This window comes from Marinobacter vulgaris (genome assembly GCF_003344045.1).
Taxonomy (GTDB): Bacteria; Pseudomonadota; Gammaproteobacteria; order Pseudomonadales; family Oleiphilaceae; genus Marinobacter; species Marinobacter vulgaris.
The window spans coordinates 98,079-115,078 of the sequence record NZ_QFWX01000008.1 but is presented as its reverse complement, the minus strand read 5'-3'; the positions used below and the strand labels follow the sequence as shown (position 1 = coordinate 115,078).

The window sequence follows — 17,000 nt, the reverse complement described above, 5'->3', positions numbered from 1 at the left end:
CACCTGACTTTCTTTATGAGTGATCATACACTCAAAATCAGGTGGCCAGATTCACTATGCCACTACACCAATCACCACCGAGACCTACCAGATTGAAGTAAGTATGGACGGTATGGTTGAACCTCTGGTTCTGGAAAGAACCTTTTACTTCTCCGAGTACGGGCCAATGATTGCGGCGAATGCCCTCAGCAACCAGTTGCCAGCCTGGGGTGACAATGGAGCACTGAATTTTTCAGTGCCTGTTGCGCTTACCTATCGTGATGCCAATCCCGATACAGGTGGGCTGCTCGACACCTGGCTGCAGATGAGTCGGGCCAGCAATCTTGATGAATTCCAGAGCATTTTCAGAAATTGCGGCTCAACTTTGTGGACCAACACGGTCTACGCTGATGATCAGGGTAATGCCTTCTATATCGACAGCAGCTCGGTACCAAACCTCTCGGAAGACGCTCAGGAATTGATCAACCTCAGAAGGGCAGTCAGCCCCGCCTATGCCGGTCTTTTCGATCAGGGTGTCACTTTGCTGGATGGCAGTTGGTCGCAGGAAGACTGGGTTGAAACTGAATGCGGTCCGCTGGTGCCCTATGAGCAGAAACCAAAACTGGTGCGTTCAGACTGGGTTCAGAACTCCAACAGCAGCCATTGGGCCACGAATCCGGATGAATTTCTGACAGGTTTCTCGCCGCTTTTCGGTGATGAGGAAACACCGATCAACGCCCGTACCCGGCTGGGCATCAAGATGCTTCAGAACCCCATGGATCCGGGTTTCCCCGATGCACCGCTACCTGCTGGCCAGGATGGGAAATTCAGTGCCGAAGAGCTGATCGGTGTAATCTGGAACAACCGTGCCTGGTATGCAGAACAGTTCCTGCCGGAACTTCGGGAGCGTTGTGATGCGATTGGAAATACCGCCGTCAATGGAGTCGACCTGACCTCATGGTGCACCTCCCTGGGTTCATGGGATGGGTTATATAATCGCGACAGCGTAGGCGCGCACATCTTCCGGGTGTTCATGGCGAACTATCTGGGCGATCTGAGCACGGATCTGACCACACCCTTCAACCCCGCCGACCCGGTAGCAACACCTGCGGACCCATCACGGGACAACGCCGGTACCGCCGACGACACCATGCTGCTGGCGCTCGCCGCTGGTGTTACTGTCCTGCAGTCCCAGAACATATGGCCAGCGGATGCTCTTGGTGACCTTCAGTACTTCCGTCCTTCGGGCGGAGTGGTGCCCGGTAGTGACGGAACTCCCTACTTCCAGACTCAACCGATCCCGTGGCATGGCGGAGATGAGAGGGTTGATGGGGCTTTCAACGCGATCGGTGTGGCGCCAGATGAATTCGCTGAAGATACCCGCTTCCCGAGGATTGCTCCGACTATTATTCCGAACACTGCAGGGCTCTCCGACGGCACAGACGGCGTTGATGGATGGCTGGTGGCCCAGGGCACCAGCTGGCTCTTCGGCCTGGAGTTCACCCAAAAGGGCCCGGAAGCCTATGGCCTTGTGAGCTACTCCCAGTCTACCGATGCCATGTCCCCGTTCTTTAGCGATCAGAGTGAGCAGTATTCCAACAAGCAATACCGCCAGTTGGTATTTACTGAAAAAGATATTCAGGCAAACCTGTTGCCGCAGGGCAAGACAGTGATTACACAGGAGTGAGAGTGTACTACACGTAATTGCAGGTCCCTTCTCTGACCCTGCGATCTTCAGCACCAAAAAAGTCCCGGGAGTTGTCGGGGCTTTTTTTGGGTCACCGGCGACTTTTATCCGGCTACCAGAAGTCCGAGAAATCCGGCTTCCTTTTTTCCGTGAAGGCCTTGATTGCCTCGGCGTTTTCCGGGGATTTGAGGCGTTCGGCGAACAGTTTGCCCTCGGCGAGCATGGTGGTTTTCAGCTCTTCACCGCAGGCCCGGTTCAACAGTTCCCGGGTGGCACGGATCGCGGCGGGTGGCTGGGCTGCGAGCCTGGCGCAGGCTTTCAGGGCCGTGGTTTCGGTCTGTGCGGGCTCGCAAACCTGGTTGATCAGGCCCATGCGCAGGGCATCGTCGGCGGTGAAGGCATCACCCAGCATCAGCAGTTCCGCGGCACGAACCCGGCCAAGCCAGGAGGGTAGCAGCAGGCTGGAGCCGCCTTCCGGGCACAGGCCGAGGGTGGCGAAGGGCATCTGGAAGCGGGTGTTGTTGCCTGCAAGCACCATGTCGCAATGCAGCAGCATGGTGGTGCCGATGCCCACCGCCGGGCCGTTTACCGCTGCGACGACGGGTTTGTTGGTGGTGGCCAGCAGAAACAGGAACCGGCCTACCGGGGTGTCTTCAAATTCGCCGGGCAGGCCGGCGGCGAAATCGCTTAGGTCATTGCCGGCGGTGAAGCAGTCTTCGCTGCCGGTATAAAGAACGCAGCGAATGTCGCTGTCGTGCCGGGCCTGTTCGATGGCATCGCCAAGGGCGGTGTACATATCGTGGGTGAGGGCGTTTTTGCGATCCAGGCGGTTAATGCGGACCGTTAAAATATGGTCGTTCTTTTCAGTGAGGACGAGGTCGGTCACGGTGGCTCCTGCGATGAAATAATCGAAGATGTCGACGATGTTACATTTTTTCGTGGCGGTTTAGCCAAGGTTCGCGCTAAAAACCTTCGCCGTCTGTCTGATCCCTCGTTTTCAGATTTTCTGGTAAACTTCGCGCTTCTGTTTGAAAGTCCCAATCTATAAACCTGACCTGATGAGACGCCTATGACCACCGTAATCCGCCAGGACGACCTGATCGAGAGCGTAGCGGACGCGCTGCAGTTCATTTCCTACTACCACCCGAAAGACTTTATCCAGGGTGTCTATGAGGCTTATCAGAAGGAGGAGTCACAGGCGGCAAAAGACGCCATGGCACAGATCCTGATCAACTCCCGCATGTGCGCCCAGGGCAAGCGGCCGCTGTGTCAGGACACCGGCATTGTCACCGTGTTTGTCAGTGTCGGCATGGACGTGCAGTGGGATGCCGACATGGGGCTGGACGATATTATCAATGAGGGCGTCCGCAGGGCCTATATGCACCCGGATAACGTGCTGCGCGCCTCCATCCTCGCCGACCCGGACGGCAAGCGTACCAACACCAAGGACAACACCCCGGCGATTATCCACTACAAGATTGTGCCGGGTAATACCGTCGATGTGCATGTGGCCGCGAAAGGCGGTGGTTCCGAGGCCAAGTCCAAATTCGCCATGCTGAATCCGTCGGATTCGGTGGTGGACTGGGTGCTGAAGATGGTGCCGCAGATGGGCGCTGGCTGGTGCCCGCCGGGCATGCTGGGCATTGGCATTGGCGGTACCGCCGAGAAGGCAATGGAGCTGGCGAAGGAGTCCCTGCTGGACCCTATCGATATCCACGACCTGCAGGCCCGTGGCGCGTCCAATCGCGCGGAAGAGCTGCGCCTGGAGCTGTTCGAGAAGGTAAACGATCTGGGCATCGGCGCCCAGGGCCTGGGTGGCCTGACCACGGTTCTGGATGTGAAAGTGAAGGATTACCCCACCCACGCGGCCAACAAGCCGGTGGCGATCATTCCGAACTGTGCCGCCACCCGTCACGCCCACTTCGTGCTGGACGGCTCGGGCCCGTCACTGCAGACTCCGCCGAGCCTGGATGACTGGCCGGAAATCACCTGGGAGGTGGGCGACAGCGTTCGCCGCGTGAACCTGGATACGGTGAAGCCGGAAGATGTAAAAGACTGGAAGCCGGGTGAAACCGTGTTGCTGTCCGGCAAGATGCTGACCGGCCGTGACGCTGCCCACAAGAAGATGGTGGACATGATCGAGCGCGGTGAAGAGCTGCCGGTGGACCTGAAAGGTCGCTTTATCTATTACGTAGGTCCGGTGGACCCGGTACGCGAGGAAGTGGTTGGCCCGGCTGGCCCCACCACTGCCACCCGCATGGACAAGTTTACCCGCACCATGCTCGAGAAAACCGGCCTCACCGGCATGATCGGCAAGGCCGAGCGTGGCCAGGTGGCTATCGATGCCATTCGCGAGTTCGGCGCTGTCTACCTGATGGCTGTGGGCGGTTCTGCCTACCTGGTTTCCAAGGCGATCAAGCACGCGGAAGTGGTTGCCTTCCCGGAGCTGGGGATGGAAGCCATCTACGAGTTTGACGTGGAAGACATGCCGGTCACGGTGGCGGTGGATTCCAAAGGCTCCTCCGTCCACCAGACCGGTCCGGTGGAGTGGCACGACAAAATCATCGCCGCTAAAGCGGTCTGAAGCCGCTGGTCGAGCCTACGATGAACAACTGATGTTCAGGTGCTTCCCCCAGTCCGGGGGAGGCGCCGCGAACGCCTCGAAATCCGGCTGTTCATCGAACGGCTTCTTCAGAACCTCCAGCAATTCCCTCATCGGCTTGTAGTCGCCGCCTTGTGCTTCCAGAATCACCTGCTGTGCCAGATAGTTCCTCAGGATATACTTCGGGTTCACCTTGCGCATCTGGTATTCCCGCTCGTCATGGGCGCGGGTTTCCGATTGCAGGCGTTGCTCGTAACGCTCCAGCCACTCATCCGCGACGCTGCGGTCCACGAACAGGTCGCGGATCGGCGAGGAGCCGCGGGAGGTGAGGTTGGACAGCCCCCGGAAGAACAGGGTGTAGTCCACGTGGTGCTCGTGCAGCATGCTGAAAGTATCCATGATCAGGCTGAGATCGGATGCATCTTCCAGGGCGAGCCCCAGCTTGTCCCGCATGTTCTGCAGGAAGCGTTCGTTGTAGGCCACCTCGTAACGTCGCAGCCCGCGCCGCACATCGTCTTCCTTCATCACCGGAAGCAGTGCATTTGCAAGGTACTGGCAGTTCACGAACCCGACGTTGGGCTGACGGTTGTAGGCGTAACGGCCACCCTGGTCGGTATGGTTGCAGATGTAACCGGCGTCAAAATCGTCGAGGAAGGCGTAGGGCCCGTAATCGAAGGTGTCGCCGATGATCGACATGTTGTCGCTGTTCATCACCCCGTGACAGAACCCCACCGCTTGCCAATCAGCGACCAGCCGCCCTGTGCGCTCGACTACTTCCACGAACCAGCGTTGATAACGCTCGTCCCGGGGCAGGTCGATCAGATGAGGGAAGTGCAGTGCAATCACGTGTTCAACAAGGGCTCTCAGCGCCTCCTCGCCTTCATGATTCGCGGCAAACTCGAAATGCCCGAAACGGATATGGCTCTGGGCCACCCGCATCAGCGCCGCCGCCGTCTCAATCGACTCCCGCCGCACCGGATCCTTCGCGCTCACCATGAACAGCGCCCGCGTGGTGCGAATCCCCAGCGCAGCCATTGCTTCACTGCACAGATACTCCCGAATGGTCGACCGAAGCACCGCCTTGCCATCCCCGAACCGGGAATAGGGCGTCATCCCCGCCCCCTTCAAGTGCCAGTCCCAACGCCGCCCGTCCGGACCAAGCGTCTCCCACAACAACAAGCCACGACCATCTCCCAGCTCCGGGTTATACATCCCGAACTGATGCCCGGTGTACTTCATTGCCACCGGATCCATTCCCTCCAGCAACTCCGTGCCGGCACCCACACCGGTCCACTCCTCCGGATTTCCGGAATGAAAACCCATCTCCCGCGCCAGATCATGGTTGAAACACACCATCCGCGCGTCCTTCAATGGCGTTGGCTGCACCCGGGTATAGAAACTGTCCGGTAGTTCAAGATAACGATGTTCGATTTTAAAACCGTTGCTGCTCATAGGTGTTTTATAACTCTTTAAACGATGAAAATCCGACTCCGAAGCCAGAGAGCGGTAATGGGAGATACCCTTTGCAGACCGTGCATTGCCATGGATGGCAATGCCGAGCCCCCAGGGATGGGTTCACGGCGTGTCTGCAAAGGGTATCTCCCATTGCCGCCAGCATGTGATTCCGAGGGCTATATCGTACAGTCTCCCAGATAACCAAAGCCCGCGACAAACACAGCCGCTTCCAACACCTATACTTCAATTGGTACAAAATCTGCAAAACCAAAACAAACCAACAGGGAACCAGCATAGTGTCCGCACCTGATCTGACCGCTACCATCCAAAACCTGATCAACCAGGAATCCCTCCCGAATTCCTACGCTGACACCGTGGAAAAGACTATTCTCCCCCTGGCCCAACACATCCACAGCCTCAGACAGGCCCAAGAGAGGCCCGTCGTTATCGGCATCCACGGCGCCCAGGGCACCGGCAAATCCACCCTGACCGAATTCCTCAGAGAATTGCTGACCACCCACTATCACACCCCTACCGCCAGCTTCTCCCTGGACGACCTCTACCTTACCCGCGTCGAGCGGGAAAAACTGGCAGAGGATGTCCATCCGTTATTCATCACCCGCGGCGTGCCCGGCACCCACGATATTGCCCTGGGCCAGCAGGTCATTGACCAGCTTGAAGCCGCCGGCCGGGATACGGAAACCCCCATTCCCGCCTTTGACAAATCCCGTGACGACCGCAAGCCACGGCAGCAGTGGCCGGTATTCCGGGGCAGGGCGGAAGCGATCCTGGTAGAGGGCTGGTGCATGGGGGCGGTACCGGCCACCAGTGAGGAGGAGTTGATGGAGCCGGTCAACGAACTGGAACGGTCAGAGGACCCGGAAGGCACCTGGCGACAGTACGTCGATCGTTGCCTGAGGGGCGAGTACAGTCGTTTTTTCAGCCATTTGGACAACCTGATCATGCTGCGGGCGCCGTCCATGGAATGTGTTCTGCAGTGGCGCACTCTCCAGGAGCACAAACTCCGTAAGCGAACGGATGGTGCACCAAAAGATCGCAGTGTCGACACTGGGCCCGCACAGCCATCGCGCATCATGAGTGACCGGGAGGTCGTCCGTTTCATCATGCATTACGAACGGATCACCCGTGCCAGTCTCGCGGAAATGCCGGCCCGCGCGGATTGCGTGATCAACGTGGGAGAAGACCACAGTTTCGGTGAACCGTTGATCCGTCAGCGACAGTAGAGGAGCCGTCATGCCCAAAACCCGCCTGATCCTGTTTTCTGATCTGGATGGCACCCTGTTGGACCACGATAGCTACGATTGGTCTCCTGCGAAACCGGCCCTGGCGCGGCTTGAAGCGGGTGGGATCCCGGTGATACTCAACTCCAGCAAAACCGCCGCTGAACTCCGTGCCATCCGGGGGAAACTTGGCAACACCGCCCCGTTTATCGTGGAAAACGGGGCCGCAGTGGTGATCCCTGCGAACTATTTTGGACCGGGCCAGGAGCAGATGCAGAGTTTTGGGGCATCGCGGGCTGATGTGCTGGCGTTACTGGCGCAATGTCGGGCAGAGGGTTTCCAGTTCCGCAGTTTCACGGACATGAGCCCGGCGGAACTGGCCGGACACGCCAGCCTCTCGGAAGCAGAGGCAGAACTGGCGAAGGATCGCGCCGGCACAGAGCCGCTGCTGTGGCTGGGGGACGAGAATTCACAGGCAAAATTCCGCCAGAAACTGGAAGAGCACAACTGTCGCCTGGTTCAGGGCGGGCGCTTTCTCCATGCCATGGGCAGCTTCGATAAAGCCGATGGGGTCCGGTTTTTGCTGGGCAAGTATAAAGAGCATTATCCCCTCGAGAACGTTATTGCCGTTGCGTTGGGTGACAGTCCCAACGACCAGCACATGCTGGAAGCGGCGGATATTGCGGTAATCGTTCGGGGTGCGCAGTCCGACAGCGTGTCCCTGCCGTCACAGAGCCGGGCCATAAGGTCCATCAAAACCGGGCCGGCCGGCTGGAACGAATGCGTACTCAATCTGCTGATCGAGTACGGCTACTGAAACCGGGTCTGGAGATCCGGTTTTAAAACAACAGGAGAGCCGCCATGGGCGACTTTTATCAGAACGGCATCATCACGACCCTTCACAACCTGTGCAGCCGGCCCGTGGAAGAGCTTGAGCGGGAGCTGATGAGCTTTCGTAAAGCCCGGCCCATGTCATTGGTGCTGCCATCATTGTATTCGGAGCTGGAGGGTCCCGCCCTGAAGAACATCGTGACGGAACTGGCAAAGGTGCCCTATCTGGAGCAGATCGTTATCGGCCTGGACCGCGCCAACGAACAGGAGTATCGCCATGCCCTGGAGTATTTCTCGGAACTCCCCCAGCACGTGCGGGTGCTGTGGAATGATGGCCCGAGGCTGAAGGCGCTGGATCGTCAGCTTCAGGAGCAGAACCTCGCGCCCACGGAAATGGGCAAGGGCAGGAATGTCTGGTACTGCTTCGGGTATGTGCTTGCGTCCGGAATGAGCAAATCGGTGGCCCTGCACGACTGCGACATACTGACCTATTCCCGTGACCTGGTAGCCAGGCTGATCTACCCGGTAGCCAATCCCAACTTCAACTACATGTTCTGTAAAGGTTATTATTCCCGAGTGGCAGATGGAAAAATGAACGGCCGGGTCAGCCGCCTGCTGGTCACGCCGCTGATCCGTGCGCTCAAGAAAGTCTGCGGCCCCAACGACTTCCTGGATTATCTGGACAGCTATCGTTACCCGCTCGCCGGCGAGTTCTCCTTCCGTACCGATGTGATTGACGACCTGCGCATACCCAGCGACTGGGGGCTGGAGGTGGGCGTGCTGTCGGAGATGAAGCGCAACTACGCCACCAATCGCCTGTGCCAGGTGGACATTGCCGACACCTATGATCACAAACATCAGGAGCTGTCCCCGGAAGACGCCAGCCAGGGCCTCTCCAAGATGAGCACCGACATCAGCAAGGCCCTGTTCCGCAAATTGGCGACTAATGGCGAAATCTTCTCCAACGAAAAGTTCCGCACCATCAAGGCCACGTATTTCCGAATTGCCCTGGATTTTGTTGAAACCTATCAGAGCGACGCGGTGATCAATGGCCTGAGCTTTGATCGCCACAAGGAGGAAAAAGCTGTTGAGCTGTTTGCCCAGAACGTCATGAGGGCAGGGGCCTATTTCCTGGACAACCCTATGGACACACCCTTCATTCCGAGCTGGAATCGCGTTACCAGCGCCATTCCGGATATCAAGGAACAACTGCTTGAAGCCGTGGAACTGGACAACGAGGACTACCACTAGTGCGGCCCGAGCCGGAGTACCAACCATGAGCAACACCCTGCATCACAAGCTCGTCACCATGCTGGATGTGGTCTATCCCACCGTTGATACCGATGTCCTGGCACAAAGGCTCCTCGAAACCATGGGCCTGGGGTCAGACGCTCCGTCACCCCTGGCTCACCAGAATAACTGGGACGAATCCGACGTCATGCTGATTACCTACGCAGACACGGTTCAGCGCAGAGATGAGAAACCCCTTCGAATCCTGTTCCAGTTCCTTGAGGATTGTCTGCAGGATACGGTATCGGCAGTGCACATCCTGCCATTCTTCCCCTACAGTTCGGACGATGGCTTCTCGGTAATGGACTACCTGGCGGTGAACGAATCCCATGGCGACTGGGATGACATTGAGCGCATTGCCGGCAAATACAAACTGATGGCGGACCTGGTGATCAACCATATGTCGGCCCGCAGCCGCTGGTTCGAGAATTTCAAGAAACGCATTGACCCCGGCAAGGACTATTTTTTCGAGGCCAGGCCAACGGATGATCTGAGTGCCGTGGTGCGGCCCCGGACATCGCCATTGCTCAACGCGGTACAGACGGACGATGGCGAACGCTACGTGTGGTGTACGTTCAGCGAGGACCAGGTGGACCTGAATTTCGCCAACCCCCGGGTGCTGAATGAGTTTGTAGGCATCATCCGTTATTACCTGGAACGGGGTATCACCATTTTCAGGCTGGACGCCGTGGCTTTCCTTTGGAAAGAAGTGGGCACGCCCTCGATCCACCTGCAGCAGACCCATGAGCTGATCAAGATCCTGCGACTGCTCATCGAACATCACACGCCTTATGCCGTGGTGATTACCGAAACCAACGTCCCCAACCGGGAAAACCTCACTTACTTCGGCAATGCCAACGAAGCCCATGTGATCTACAACTTTTCATTGCCGCCGCTGCTGATCAATACCCTGGTCACCGGTAACTGCAGGCACCTGAAAACCTGGCTGATGAGCATGCCACCGGCGCAGATGGGTACCACTTACCTGAACTTTATTGCCTCCCACGACGGGGTTGGCCTGCGACCAACCGACGGGTTGCTTGCCGAGGAAGAAAAGCAGCGGCTGATCAACACCATGGAATCCTTCGGGGGCAAGGTGTCGTACCGGCGCACGCCGGACGGCAAGGACCAGCCCTACGAAATGAACGTGGCGCTGTTTGACGCGCTGAAGGGAACCGCAGAGCGGGGCGCAGATCACTGGCAGTTGCACCGCTTTCTGTGTGCCCATACCATCATGCTGGCCCTGGAGGGCATTCCCGCGTTCTATATCCACAGCCTGCTTGGCACCGAAAACGATCGCGAACGGGTCGAGAATACCGGTCGTCTGCGCTCCATCAATCGAGGGCAGTGGAACCTGGACCGGTTGGAGGCCGAGCTGGCGGACCCTCTGAGCCATCACCACAAAGTGTTCACCGAACTCAGGCGGCTTATTGCTATCCGTCGCCGGCAGCCCGCGTTTCACCCCAACGCCACCCAGTTCACCCTGCACCTGGGGCTTCAGCTGTTCGGCTTCTGGCGCCAGAGCATGGCACGGCACCAGTCGATCTTCTGTATCCACAACATTAGCGACGAGGTACAGCAGGTGTCTCTGGGGGATATCAACCTGATCGGCACCGACCAGTGGCAGGATCTGATTTCCGGGCTGAAGATCGAGGACCTGTCCGGAAGCCTGACTCTCAAACCCTATCAAAGTGTGTGGCTGTCCAACCGGGAATGATGTCAGAATGCGCGGATGCCTTCGAACCGTCCGCCCCGCATCCTGCTTTTATCCGCCTATGACGCCGGCAGTCACCGGCGCTGGCGGGAACAGCTCGTCGCCAGCCAGCCGGATTTCCAGTGGCAAGTACTGGCACTGCCTCCGCGGTTTTTTCGCTGGCGGATTCGTGGAAATGCGCTGACCTGGCTGCAGGAGCCGGCACTGAAAGCCAGTTATGACCTGCTGGTCGTCACCTCCATGGTGGATCTGGCGTCCCTGAGGGGCTTTCATCCCCATCTGGCGCACACCCCCGCCATTCTCTACATGCATGAGAACCAGTTTGCCTATCCGGACTCCGGCCGGCAGCACTCCAGCGCCGAGCCCCGGATTGTTAATCTTTACAGTGCCGTTAGCGCTGATCTGGTGCTGTTCAACAGTGCCTGGAACCGGAACAGTTTTCTGGATGGAGCCTATCAATTTCTGGACAAAATGCCGGACGGCCTGCCTGATGGCCTGATCAGCAGCATCCGTGAAAAATCCCGTGTCATTCCGGTGCCCATCGAGGACCGGCTCTTCATTCGCACAGGCAGCGCCGTTAACACACGGTGCCCCTATCTGCTCTGGAACCACCGCTGGGAATACGACAAGGCGCCGGACCGGCTGTTGCTGATGCTGGATGCCCTGGCGGCGGCAGGCCAGGATTTCCGCATAAGCGTGGTGGGCGAACAGTTTCGTAATCAGCCCGAGGCCTTTAACCTGATACACCAACGGCACCGGCAACGTATCGTGAACTGGGGATACCTGCAGAGCCGGGCGGATTACGACCGCCTGCTGGCTGAGGCAGATGTGGCCATATCCACCGCTCTTCACGATTTCCAGGGGCTTTCCATGCTGGAAGCCATGGCGTCCGGTTGCATGGCGCTGGCTCCCGACCGCCTGGCGTATCCGGAGTACGTGCCGCAGGCGCAACGATACGCCAGTCATGCTGATAACCCGGCGGCCGAAGCCGAAGCAGCCGCGCGGCTGTTGTGCCAGTTATTACAGCAGTCTCCCGAGCCCTGCCCACCGCACGCCTGGCGGCTCAGTGAACTGCAAAAGAAATATTACAAAGTGATCAGTGCAACTCTGGACCGGCTGACGGTATCCTGAGCCTGTCTTTAAAAACGGAGCAAGCGCAGATGATGAGAGCCATCAAGGTCAGTGGCGACACGTTAAGCTGGGAGGCGTATGACATTCCTTCCGAAGTGCCTGAAAATCATGTGGCTATTGATATTGCGTGGACCGCCATCAACCGCGCGGACCTGATGCAGCGGGCCGGCGTTTATCCGCCGCCGCCGGGTGCCTCGGAAATCCTGGGCCTGGAAGTCAGTGGAACCATCTCCGAAGTGGGGGAGGGCGTGAACCACCTCAAGCCCGGGGATGAAGTCTGCGCCCTGTTGACCGGCGGCGGCTATGCCACCCACGTGGTGGTGCCGGCTGTTCAGGTCCTGCCTGTTCCCAAGGGGTTCACCCTGAAAGAGGCTGCGGCGATTCCCGAAGTTTTCGCCACGGCCTGGCTGAACCTGTATCACGAAGCCGCACTCAAGCCCGGCGAAAAAGTGCTGGTTCACGCTGCTGCCAGTGGTCTCGGTACGACGGTCATTCAGCTGGCAACGGCACTGGGTAACCCGGTGTTTGCTACCGCCGGTGACGACAACAAACTGGAAGCCTGCAAAAAACTGGGCGCCAGCGGCGTCTGGAATCGCAACGACGGCTCGTTTGTGGATGCCATCAAATCCTGGGGTGGTGTGGATATGGTGCTGGATCCGGTTGGCGGCAACTACATCGCCGACGACCAGAAAGTGCTGAACATGGATGGCCGGATCATCCTGATCGGTCTGATGGGTGGTCGCATGGCGGAAGTTGACCTGGGGCTGATGCTGATGAAGCGGCATCGCCTGATCGGCTCCACGCTGCGCTCGCGACCCGTCGCCGACAAGGGCGACGTGATGAGCGCTTTATACCAGCATGTCTGGCCGCTGCTCAGTGCGCGGCAGATTGATCCGGTGATCGACAGTGCCTGGCCCATCGAGAAGGCCGGCGAAGCCATGGAATATGTCGCCCAGAACCGGAATACCGGCAAGGTGTTGCTGCAGGTAGTCGGCTAGACCTCCATCCATGGAGGTCTGACGGGTCAGTCGGCGATGTGCACCAGCTGCTTGCCGAAGTTCCTGCCTTTCAGCATGCCCTTGAAGGCTTCCGGCGCGTTCTCCAGACCTTCGGCAATGGTCTCCCGGTATTTCAGTTCACCGGAGGCCACCCGGTCGGCAAGGATATTGGTGATTTCCTGGTGCTTGTCCTGCCATTCTGTCACCAGGAAGAAGCGATGTTCCGGCACCGGGTCCAGTGCCTTCAGCACGTGGAAGGGGGTTTCCACCGAGCTCATGTCTTCCGCGTTATAGGCTGACACAAAACCGCAAATCGGTACCCGGGCACCGGGGTTGAGCAGAGGCGCGACGGCCCGCGTTACGGCGCCGCCGACGTTCTCGAAGTAGATGTCGATGCCGTCCGGGCAGGCTGCTTTAAGGTCCGCTTCCAGGTTGCCGGCCTTGTAATCCACGCAGGCATCGAAGCCCAGCTCTTCCACCACATAGCGGCATTTCTCAGGCCCGCCGGCCACGCCGACGGCGCGGCAACCTTCTTTTTTGGCGGTCTGACCAACCACGGTTCCGACCGGGCCAGACGCTGCGGAAACCACCACAGTTTCACCGGCTTTCGGTTTGCCCACGTAGATCAGGCCGCAGTAGCCGGTTCGACCGGGCATACCCGCCACACCCAGATAGGCCTGCAGGGGCACGTTGTCTTTCTGGTCAATCCGGTAGACCATCTCGGCATCGCCGGGAAAGACAACATACTCCTGCCAACCGGAATAACAGGTCACCAGGTCGCCCACCTTCAGATTATCCGAGCGGGACTCAACGATTCGCGCCACGCTTTCGCCAACAATTACCTCGCCAATGCCGATGGGCTCCATGTAACCCTTGGCATCGTTCATTCGTGGGCGCATGTAGGGGTCCAGGGACAGCCACAGCACTTTGGCCAGAACCTCGCCTTCCTTCAGTTCACGGACCGGGCGTTCTTCCAGCACCAGGTCGCCGTCCTGAATTTCGCCCTGGGGGCGCTGGTTAAGAATAACCGCTCGATTGGTATGACTGCTCACAAGGTATCTCCAGTTGCGTAATGAAACCAGATTAGAGTGCAGCAGAATGGTTTTGAGGTCAACATCCCGCAGGCTGCCTTTCAGCTCTGACCGGATGGGGTCGGCCAGACAGTCGGAACCACAAACAGGCGCGATGTTTCCTGCCAGTAGCCATCCACCGCAGACTGTTCCAGGACAGCGAACAACCGGGGAATGCCAGCAGACCGGACCATTTCCAGCGCTGATTCGGTTTCCCGGCAGTCAGGGGCCGCTTTCTGGCGCCAGGGGCCCAGCCAGTGAGGTTTGACCAGTGGAATCCACCGTTTCGTGTCCTCCGTCACCTGATCCACCGTGTCAATGTAAAGCCAGTTGCCCCGCAGATGGTCTGGCGGAACGCCGGCGGGCGGTGTAAGTGTTTCGACCAGGGGATAAAACAGATAGCCGGGCATGAATATCCTTGGCCGCGAGGGCGCCTCTATGCCCATTGACGCCAGGAGGCTGCGAGCTTCCGGCCGCTCCGACATCCGGCTCTGGTGGCCAATCAGTCGCTGTGTCTTGATGTCCAGTCGATCCCTTGAATTGGGTCCGTACCACAGGGCGATATCCTGTTCCGAGGCGCGGTGACCGAGATAGAACTTCACGGCAATTTCATGGTGCTCGACAATGTTGTCGGCGGGATTGCGCACCACAAAATCCAGTTCGCCGAGTGTCATGCCGTTGTCTCTGATCGGCTGGTTCTTGAGCAGGATCTCCCAGCCGAGAAGATCACCTATCAGGCATTCGTAAAGGCGCTCGAAATAGTGCCCGAGGCGCCGGGCCGGCTGTTCCGTCAGCACGGCTGGACCGCACTGAGGAGCGTTGTCCCAGGCCTGCAGCCGCTCTCCGGTGTCCGCCGGCAGGTATTTTTCCGGCGCAAAGTCCATCACAGAGCTGATAAGCTGAGGAGCACGACACATCCACGCCAGATGGCGCACGGCTGGAACGCGGTACTGAAGATAAGCTGTGGGGTCTGGATGGCGCATGGTGGCAGGATAACCCAACAGGAGGCATAACATGCAGTATCTGCACACAATGATCCGGGTCAGCAATCTGGAACAGACCCTGCACTTTTTCTGCGACTTGCTCGGCATGGTTGAGATCAGCCGCAAGAGCAGTGAAAAGGGCCGCTTTACCCTGGTTTTCCTCGCAGCCCCGGACGACGAGGCGCGGGCGAGAGAGGACAAAGCCCCGATGATTGAGCTTACCTACAACTGGGACCCCGAGGAGTACACGGGGGGACGCAATTTCGGGCATCTGGCGTACCGGGTGGATGATATCTATGGCCTGTGTAGTCACCTGAAGGCCAATGGAGTTACCATCAATCGTCCACCCCGTGACGGCCATATGGCTTTTGTAAGGTCACCAGATGGCATTTCCATTGAGCTGCTCCAGAAAGGCGAATCGCTGCCCGCCAGAGAGCCCTGGGCCAGCATGGAGAATACCGGTACCTGGTAAGCCGGTGCCTGGTCAGTCGTATGGTGAAATTGGTTTAATCGCCGCCGGCGGGACAATCCGGCGGCGATTGGGGTAAACTTCGCGAAAATTCAAGACAAGGACGACCCATGCTCGCAGTGATTCTTTCTGGTGGTTCTGGCACCCGTCTCTGGCCGCTATCCCGCGAAGCCTACCCCAAGCAGTTTCTGCCGGTAGTGTCCGACGATACCCTGCTGGCAGAGACCATTGACCGCGGGCTGGCCCTGGACGGCAAGGCCAGGGTCATGGCAATCACCAACGAGGAGCATCGATTCGTGGTGGCGGCTCATCTTCAGGCTCAGGCACCGGAGCGCACCGCCGGTATCATCCTGGAGCCGGTAGGCCGGAACACCGCTCCGGCGATTGCCCTGGCAGCCCTGGCGGCGGCCGAGGAAAATCCGGAAGAACTATTGCTGGTCATGCCTTCGGACCACGTTCTGAAAAATCCTGATGCCTTCGGTCAGGCGGTCAGGCAGGGTGCGGAAGCGGCCCGGGCCGGGAAACTGGTCACTTTCGGCATTGTGCCCAACGCCCCGCACACCGGTTACGGCTATATCAGGGCGGGCGAATCCCATGAGGGGTATAACGATGTGGCGGCTTTTGTGGAAAAGCCGGATGAGAAAACTGCACGCCGCTACCTGGAGGAAGGCGATTACTTCTGGAACAGTGGCATGTTCCTGTTCCGGGCCGACCGATACCTGGCGGAGCTGGAAAGCCAGCAACCCGAGATGATCAGGGCCTGTCGGACTGCCTGGGAAGAGCGCAATGCCGACATGGATTTCACCCGCGTGGGCAGCGATGCCTTCAAGGCCTGCCCGGACGATTCCATTGACTACGCGGTCATGGAGAAAACCCGGGACGCGGTGGTGGTGCCCCTGGATGCCGGCTGGTCGGACGTTGGCTCCTGGTCTGCGCTGTGGGATATCCAACCCCACGATGAGAACGACAACGTGTGCCGCGGGGATGTGATTACAGAAGATGTATCCGGCTCCTACATTCATTCCGAGGGCCGCCTGATCGCGGCACTGGGCATTACCGATCATGTCATTGTCGAAACCGATGATGTGGTACTGGTGGCGGACCGTAACCGGGTCCAGGACGTGAAGAAGCTGGTGGCTCAGGTCAAGGCTCAGGGCCGCGACGAGCACCGGTTTCACAAGAAGGTTCACCGCCCCTGGGGCACCTACGAAGGCATCGCCATGGGCGAGCGCTTCCAGGTCAAGCGCATTACCGTCAAGCCCGGCGCCTCCCTGTCACTGCAGAAACACCACCATCGCGCCGAGCACTGGGTTGTGGTGAAGGGAACGGCAACGGTCAATCGGGGCGACGATGTGCTGCTGCTGACCGAAGATCAGTCCACCTACATCCCGCTGGGCGTTACCCATCGGCTGACCAATCCCGGAGTGATTCCGCTGGAGCTGATTGAAGTCCAGACCGGCAGTTACCTGGGCGAAGATGACATTGTACGCTTTCAGGATACCTATAACCGGGTCTGACCGGTTTTCACAACGCGACATCAGGAGGATGTC

General features: G+C 58.7%; 14 protein-coding genes. 10 read left to right on the top strand and 4 right to left on the bottom strand.

All coding sequences use genetic code 11. The annotated features are described in order from the left end of the window. The first annotated feature begins 19 nt into the window (after window positions 1-19). On the top strand, window positions 20-1,666 hold the full coding sequence (locus DIT71_RS16485) for a penicillin acylase family protein (protein WP_227538180.1): 1,647 nt from the start codon (window positions 20-22) through the stop codon (window positions 1,664-1,666). 112 nt (window positions 1,667-1,778) lie between these two features. Here the strand turns inward: DIT71_RS16485 and DIT71_RS16480 are convergent, their stop codons facing one another. Beyond that, window positions 1,779-2,552, bottom strand: a complete 774-nt coding sequence (locus DIT71_RS16480) for an enoyl-CoA hydratase (RefSeq protein ID WP_114614326.1) — start codon at window positions 2,550-2,552, stop codon at window positions 1,779-1,781. 183 nt (window positions 2,553-2,735) lie between these two features. Here DIT71_RS16480 and DIT71_RS16470 point away from each other — a divergent pair, with 183 nt between their 5' ends. Then, the gene (locus DIT71_RS16470; protein ID WP_114614324.1) at window positions 2,736-4,250 is read left to right on the top strand and encodes a fumarate hydratase; all 1,515 of its coding nucleotides are present in this window, start codon (window positions 2,736-2,738) and stop codon (window positions 4,248-4,250) included. Window positions 4,251-4,265: 15 nt separating this feature from the next. On the opposite strand, the gene DIT71_RS16465 is transcribed toward DIT71_RS16470, so the two are convergent. Then, complete coding sequence (locus DIT71_RS16465; protein WP_114614323.1) at window positions 4,266-5,720, bottom strand: protein adenylyltransferase SelO; 1,455 nt, start codon at window positions 5,718-5,720, stop codon at window positions 4,266-4,268. A 299-nt stretch (window positions 5,721-6,019) separates the two neighbouring features. On the opposite strand from DIT71_RS16465, the gene DIT71_RS16460 reads away from it, so the two are divergent. The 6 genes from DIT71_RS16460 to DIT71_RS16435 are packed head-to-tail and all read left to right on the top strand — an operon-like array spanning window position 6,020 to window position 12,928. After that, a complete protein-coding gene (locus DIT71_RS16460; RefSeq protein WP_227538179.1) occupies window positions 6,020-6,967 on the top strand; it encodes a hypothetical protein in 948 nt (315 codons plus the stop codon). Window positions 6,968-6,977: 10 nt separating this feature from the next. After that, complete coding sequence (locus tag DIT71_RS16455; protein ID WP_114614322.1) at window positions 6,978-7,781, top strand: HAD-IIB family hydrolase; 804 nt, start codon at window positions 6,978-6,980, stop codon at window positions 7,779-7,781. Between the two features lie 44 nt (window positions 7,782-7,825). After that, entirely contained in the window at window positions 7,826-9,046 is a 1,221-nt protein-coding gene (locus tag DIT71_RS16450) for a glycosyltransferase family protein (RefSeq protein ID WP_114614321.1), read from the top strand. Window positions 9,047-9,071: 25 nt separating this feature from the next. Beyond that, window positions 9,072-10,802: a sugar phosphorylase gene (locus tag DIT71_RS16445; RefSeq protein ID WP_114614320.1), complete on the top strand. Its 1,731-nt coding sequence runs from the start codon at window positions 9,072-9,074 to the stop codon at window positions 10,800-10,802. Window positions 10,803-10,817: 15 nt separating this feature from the next. After that, window positions 10,818-11,930 carry a tRNA-queuosine alpha-mannosyltransferase domain-containing protein gene (locus tag DIT71_RS16440; protein WP_114614319.1) on the top strand — a complete coding sequence of 371 codons (1,113 nt, stop codon included), beginning with the start codon at window positions 10,818-10,820 and terminating at the stop codon, window positions 11,928-11,930. Between the two features lie 32 nt (window positions 11,931-11,962). Continuing rightward, window positions 11,963-12,928, top strand: coding sequence for an NAD(P)H-quinone oxidoreductase (locus tag DIT71_RS16435; RefSeq protein ID WP_406565114.1), 966 nt, complete (start codon window positions 11,963-11,965; stop codon window positions 12,926-12,928). Between the two features lie 26 nt (window positions 12,929-12,954). On the opposite strand, the gene DIT71_RS16430 is transcribed toward DIT71_RS16435, so the two are convergent. After that, entirely contained in the window at window positions 12,955-13,980 is a 1,026-nt protein-coding gene (locus DIT71_RS16430) for an NADP-dependent oxidoreductase (RefSeq protein WP_114614317.1), read from the bottom strand. Window positions 13,981-14,060: 80 nt separating this feature from the next. Beyond that, the gene (locus DIT71_RS16425) at window positions 14,061-14,981 is read right to left on the bottom strand and encodes a DUF1853 family protein (RefSeq protein ID WP_167507473.1); all 921 of its coding nucleotides are present in this window, start codon (window positions 14,979-14,981) and stop codon (window positions 14,061-14,063) included. A 31-nt stretch (window positions 14,982-15,012) separates the two neighbouring features. Between DIT71_RS16425 and DIT71_RS16420 the strand changes: the two genes are divergently transcribed. Then, the gene (locus DIT71_RS16420; RefSeq protein ID WP_114614316.1) at window positions 15,013-15,453 is read left to right on the top strand and encodes a VOC family protein; all 441 of its coding nucleotides are present in this window, start codon (window positions 15,013-15,015) and stop codon (window positions 15,451-15,453) included. Between the two features lie 107 nt (window positions 15,454-15,560). Next, window positions 15,561-16,967 (top strand): mannose-1-phosphate guanylyltransferase/mannose-6-phosphate isomerase, encoded by a 1,407-nt coding sequence (locus tag DIT71_RS16415; protein WP_114614315.1) that lies wholly within the window; start codon window positions 15,561-15,563, stop codon window positions 16,965-16,967. The last annotated feature ends 33 nt before the right edge of the window (window positions 16,968-17,000 follow it).

Excerpts from the sequence above, each read along its gene's own strand:
- DIT71_RS16440 (WP_114614319.1), top strand. The coding sequence starts at position 10,818 with ATGCCTTCGAACCGTCCGCCCCGCATCCTGCTTTTATCCGCCTATGAC.
- DIT71_RS16425 (WP_167507473.1), bottom strand. The coding sequence starts at position 14,981 with ATGCGCCATCCAGACCCCACAGCTTATCTTCAGTACCGCGTTCCAGCC.
- DIT71_RS16455 (WP_114614322.1), top strand. The coding sequence starts at position 6,978 with ATGCCCAAAACCCGCCTGATCCTGTTTTCTGATCTGGATGGCACCCTG.
- DIT71_RS16450 (WP_114614321.1), top strand. The coding sequence starts at position 7,826 with ATGGGCGACTTTTATCAGAACGGCATCATCACGACCCTTCACAACCTG.
- DIT71_RS16435 (WP_406565114.1), top strand. The coding sequence starts at position 11,963 with ATGAGAGCCATCAAGGTCAGTGGCGACACGTTAAGCTGGGAGGCGTAT.
- DIT71_RS16415 (WP_114614315.1), top strand. The coding sequence starts at position 15,561 with ATGCTCGCAGTGATTCTTTCTGGTGGTTCTGGCACCCGTCTCTGGCCG.
- DIT71_RS16470 (WP_114614324.1), top strand. The coding sequence starts at position 2,736 with ATGACCACCGTAATCCGCCAGGACGACCTGATCGAGAGCGTAGCGGAC.
- DIT71_RS16465 (WP_114614323.1), bottom strand. The coding sequence starts at position 5,720 with ATGAGCAGCAACGGTTTTAAAATCGAACATCGTTATCTTGAACTACCG.
- DIT71_RS16445 (WP_114614320.1), top strand. The coding sequence starts at position 9,072 with ATGAGCAACACCCTGCATCACAAGCTCGTCACCATGCTGGATGTGGTC.
- DIT71_RS16420 (WP_114614316.1), top strand. The coding sequence starts at position 15,013 with ATGCAGTATCTGCACACAATGATCCGGGTCAGCAATCTGGAACAGACC.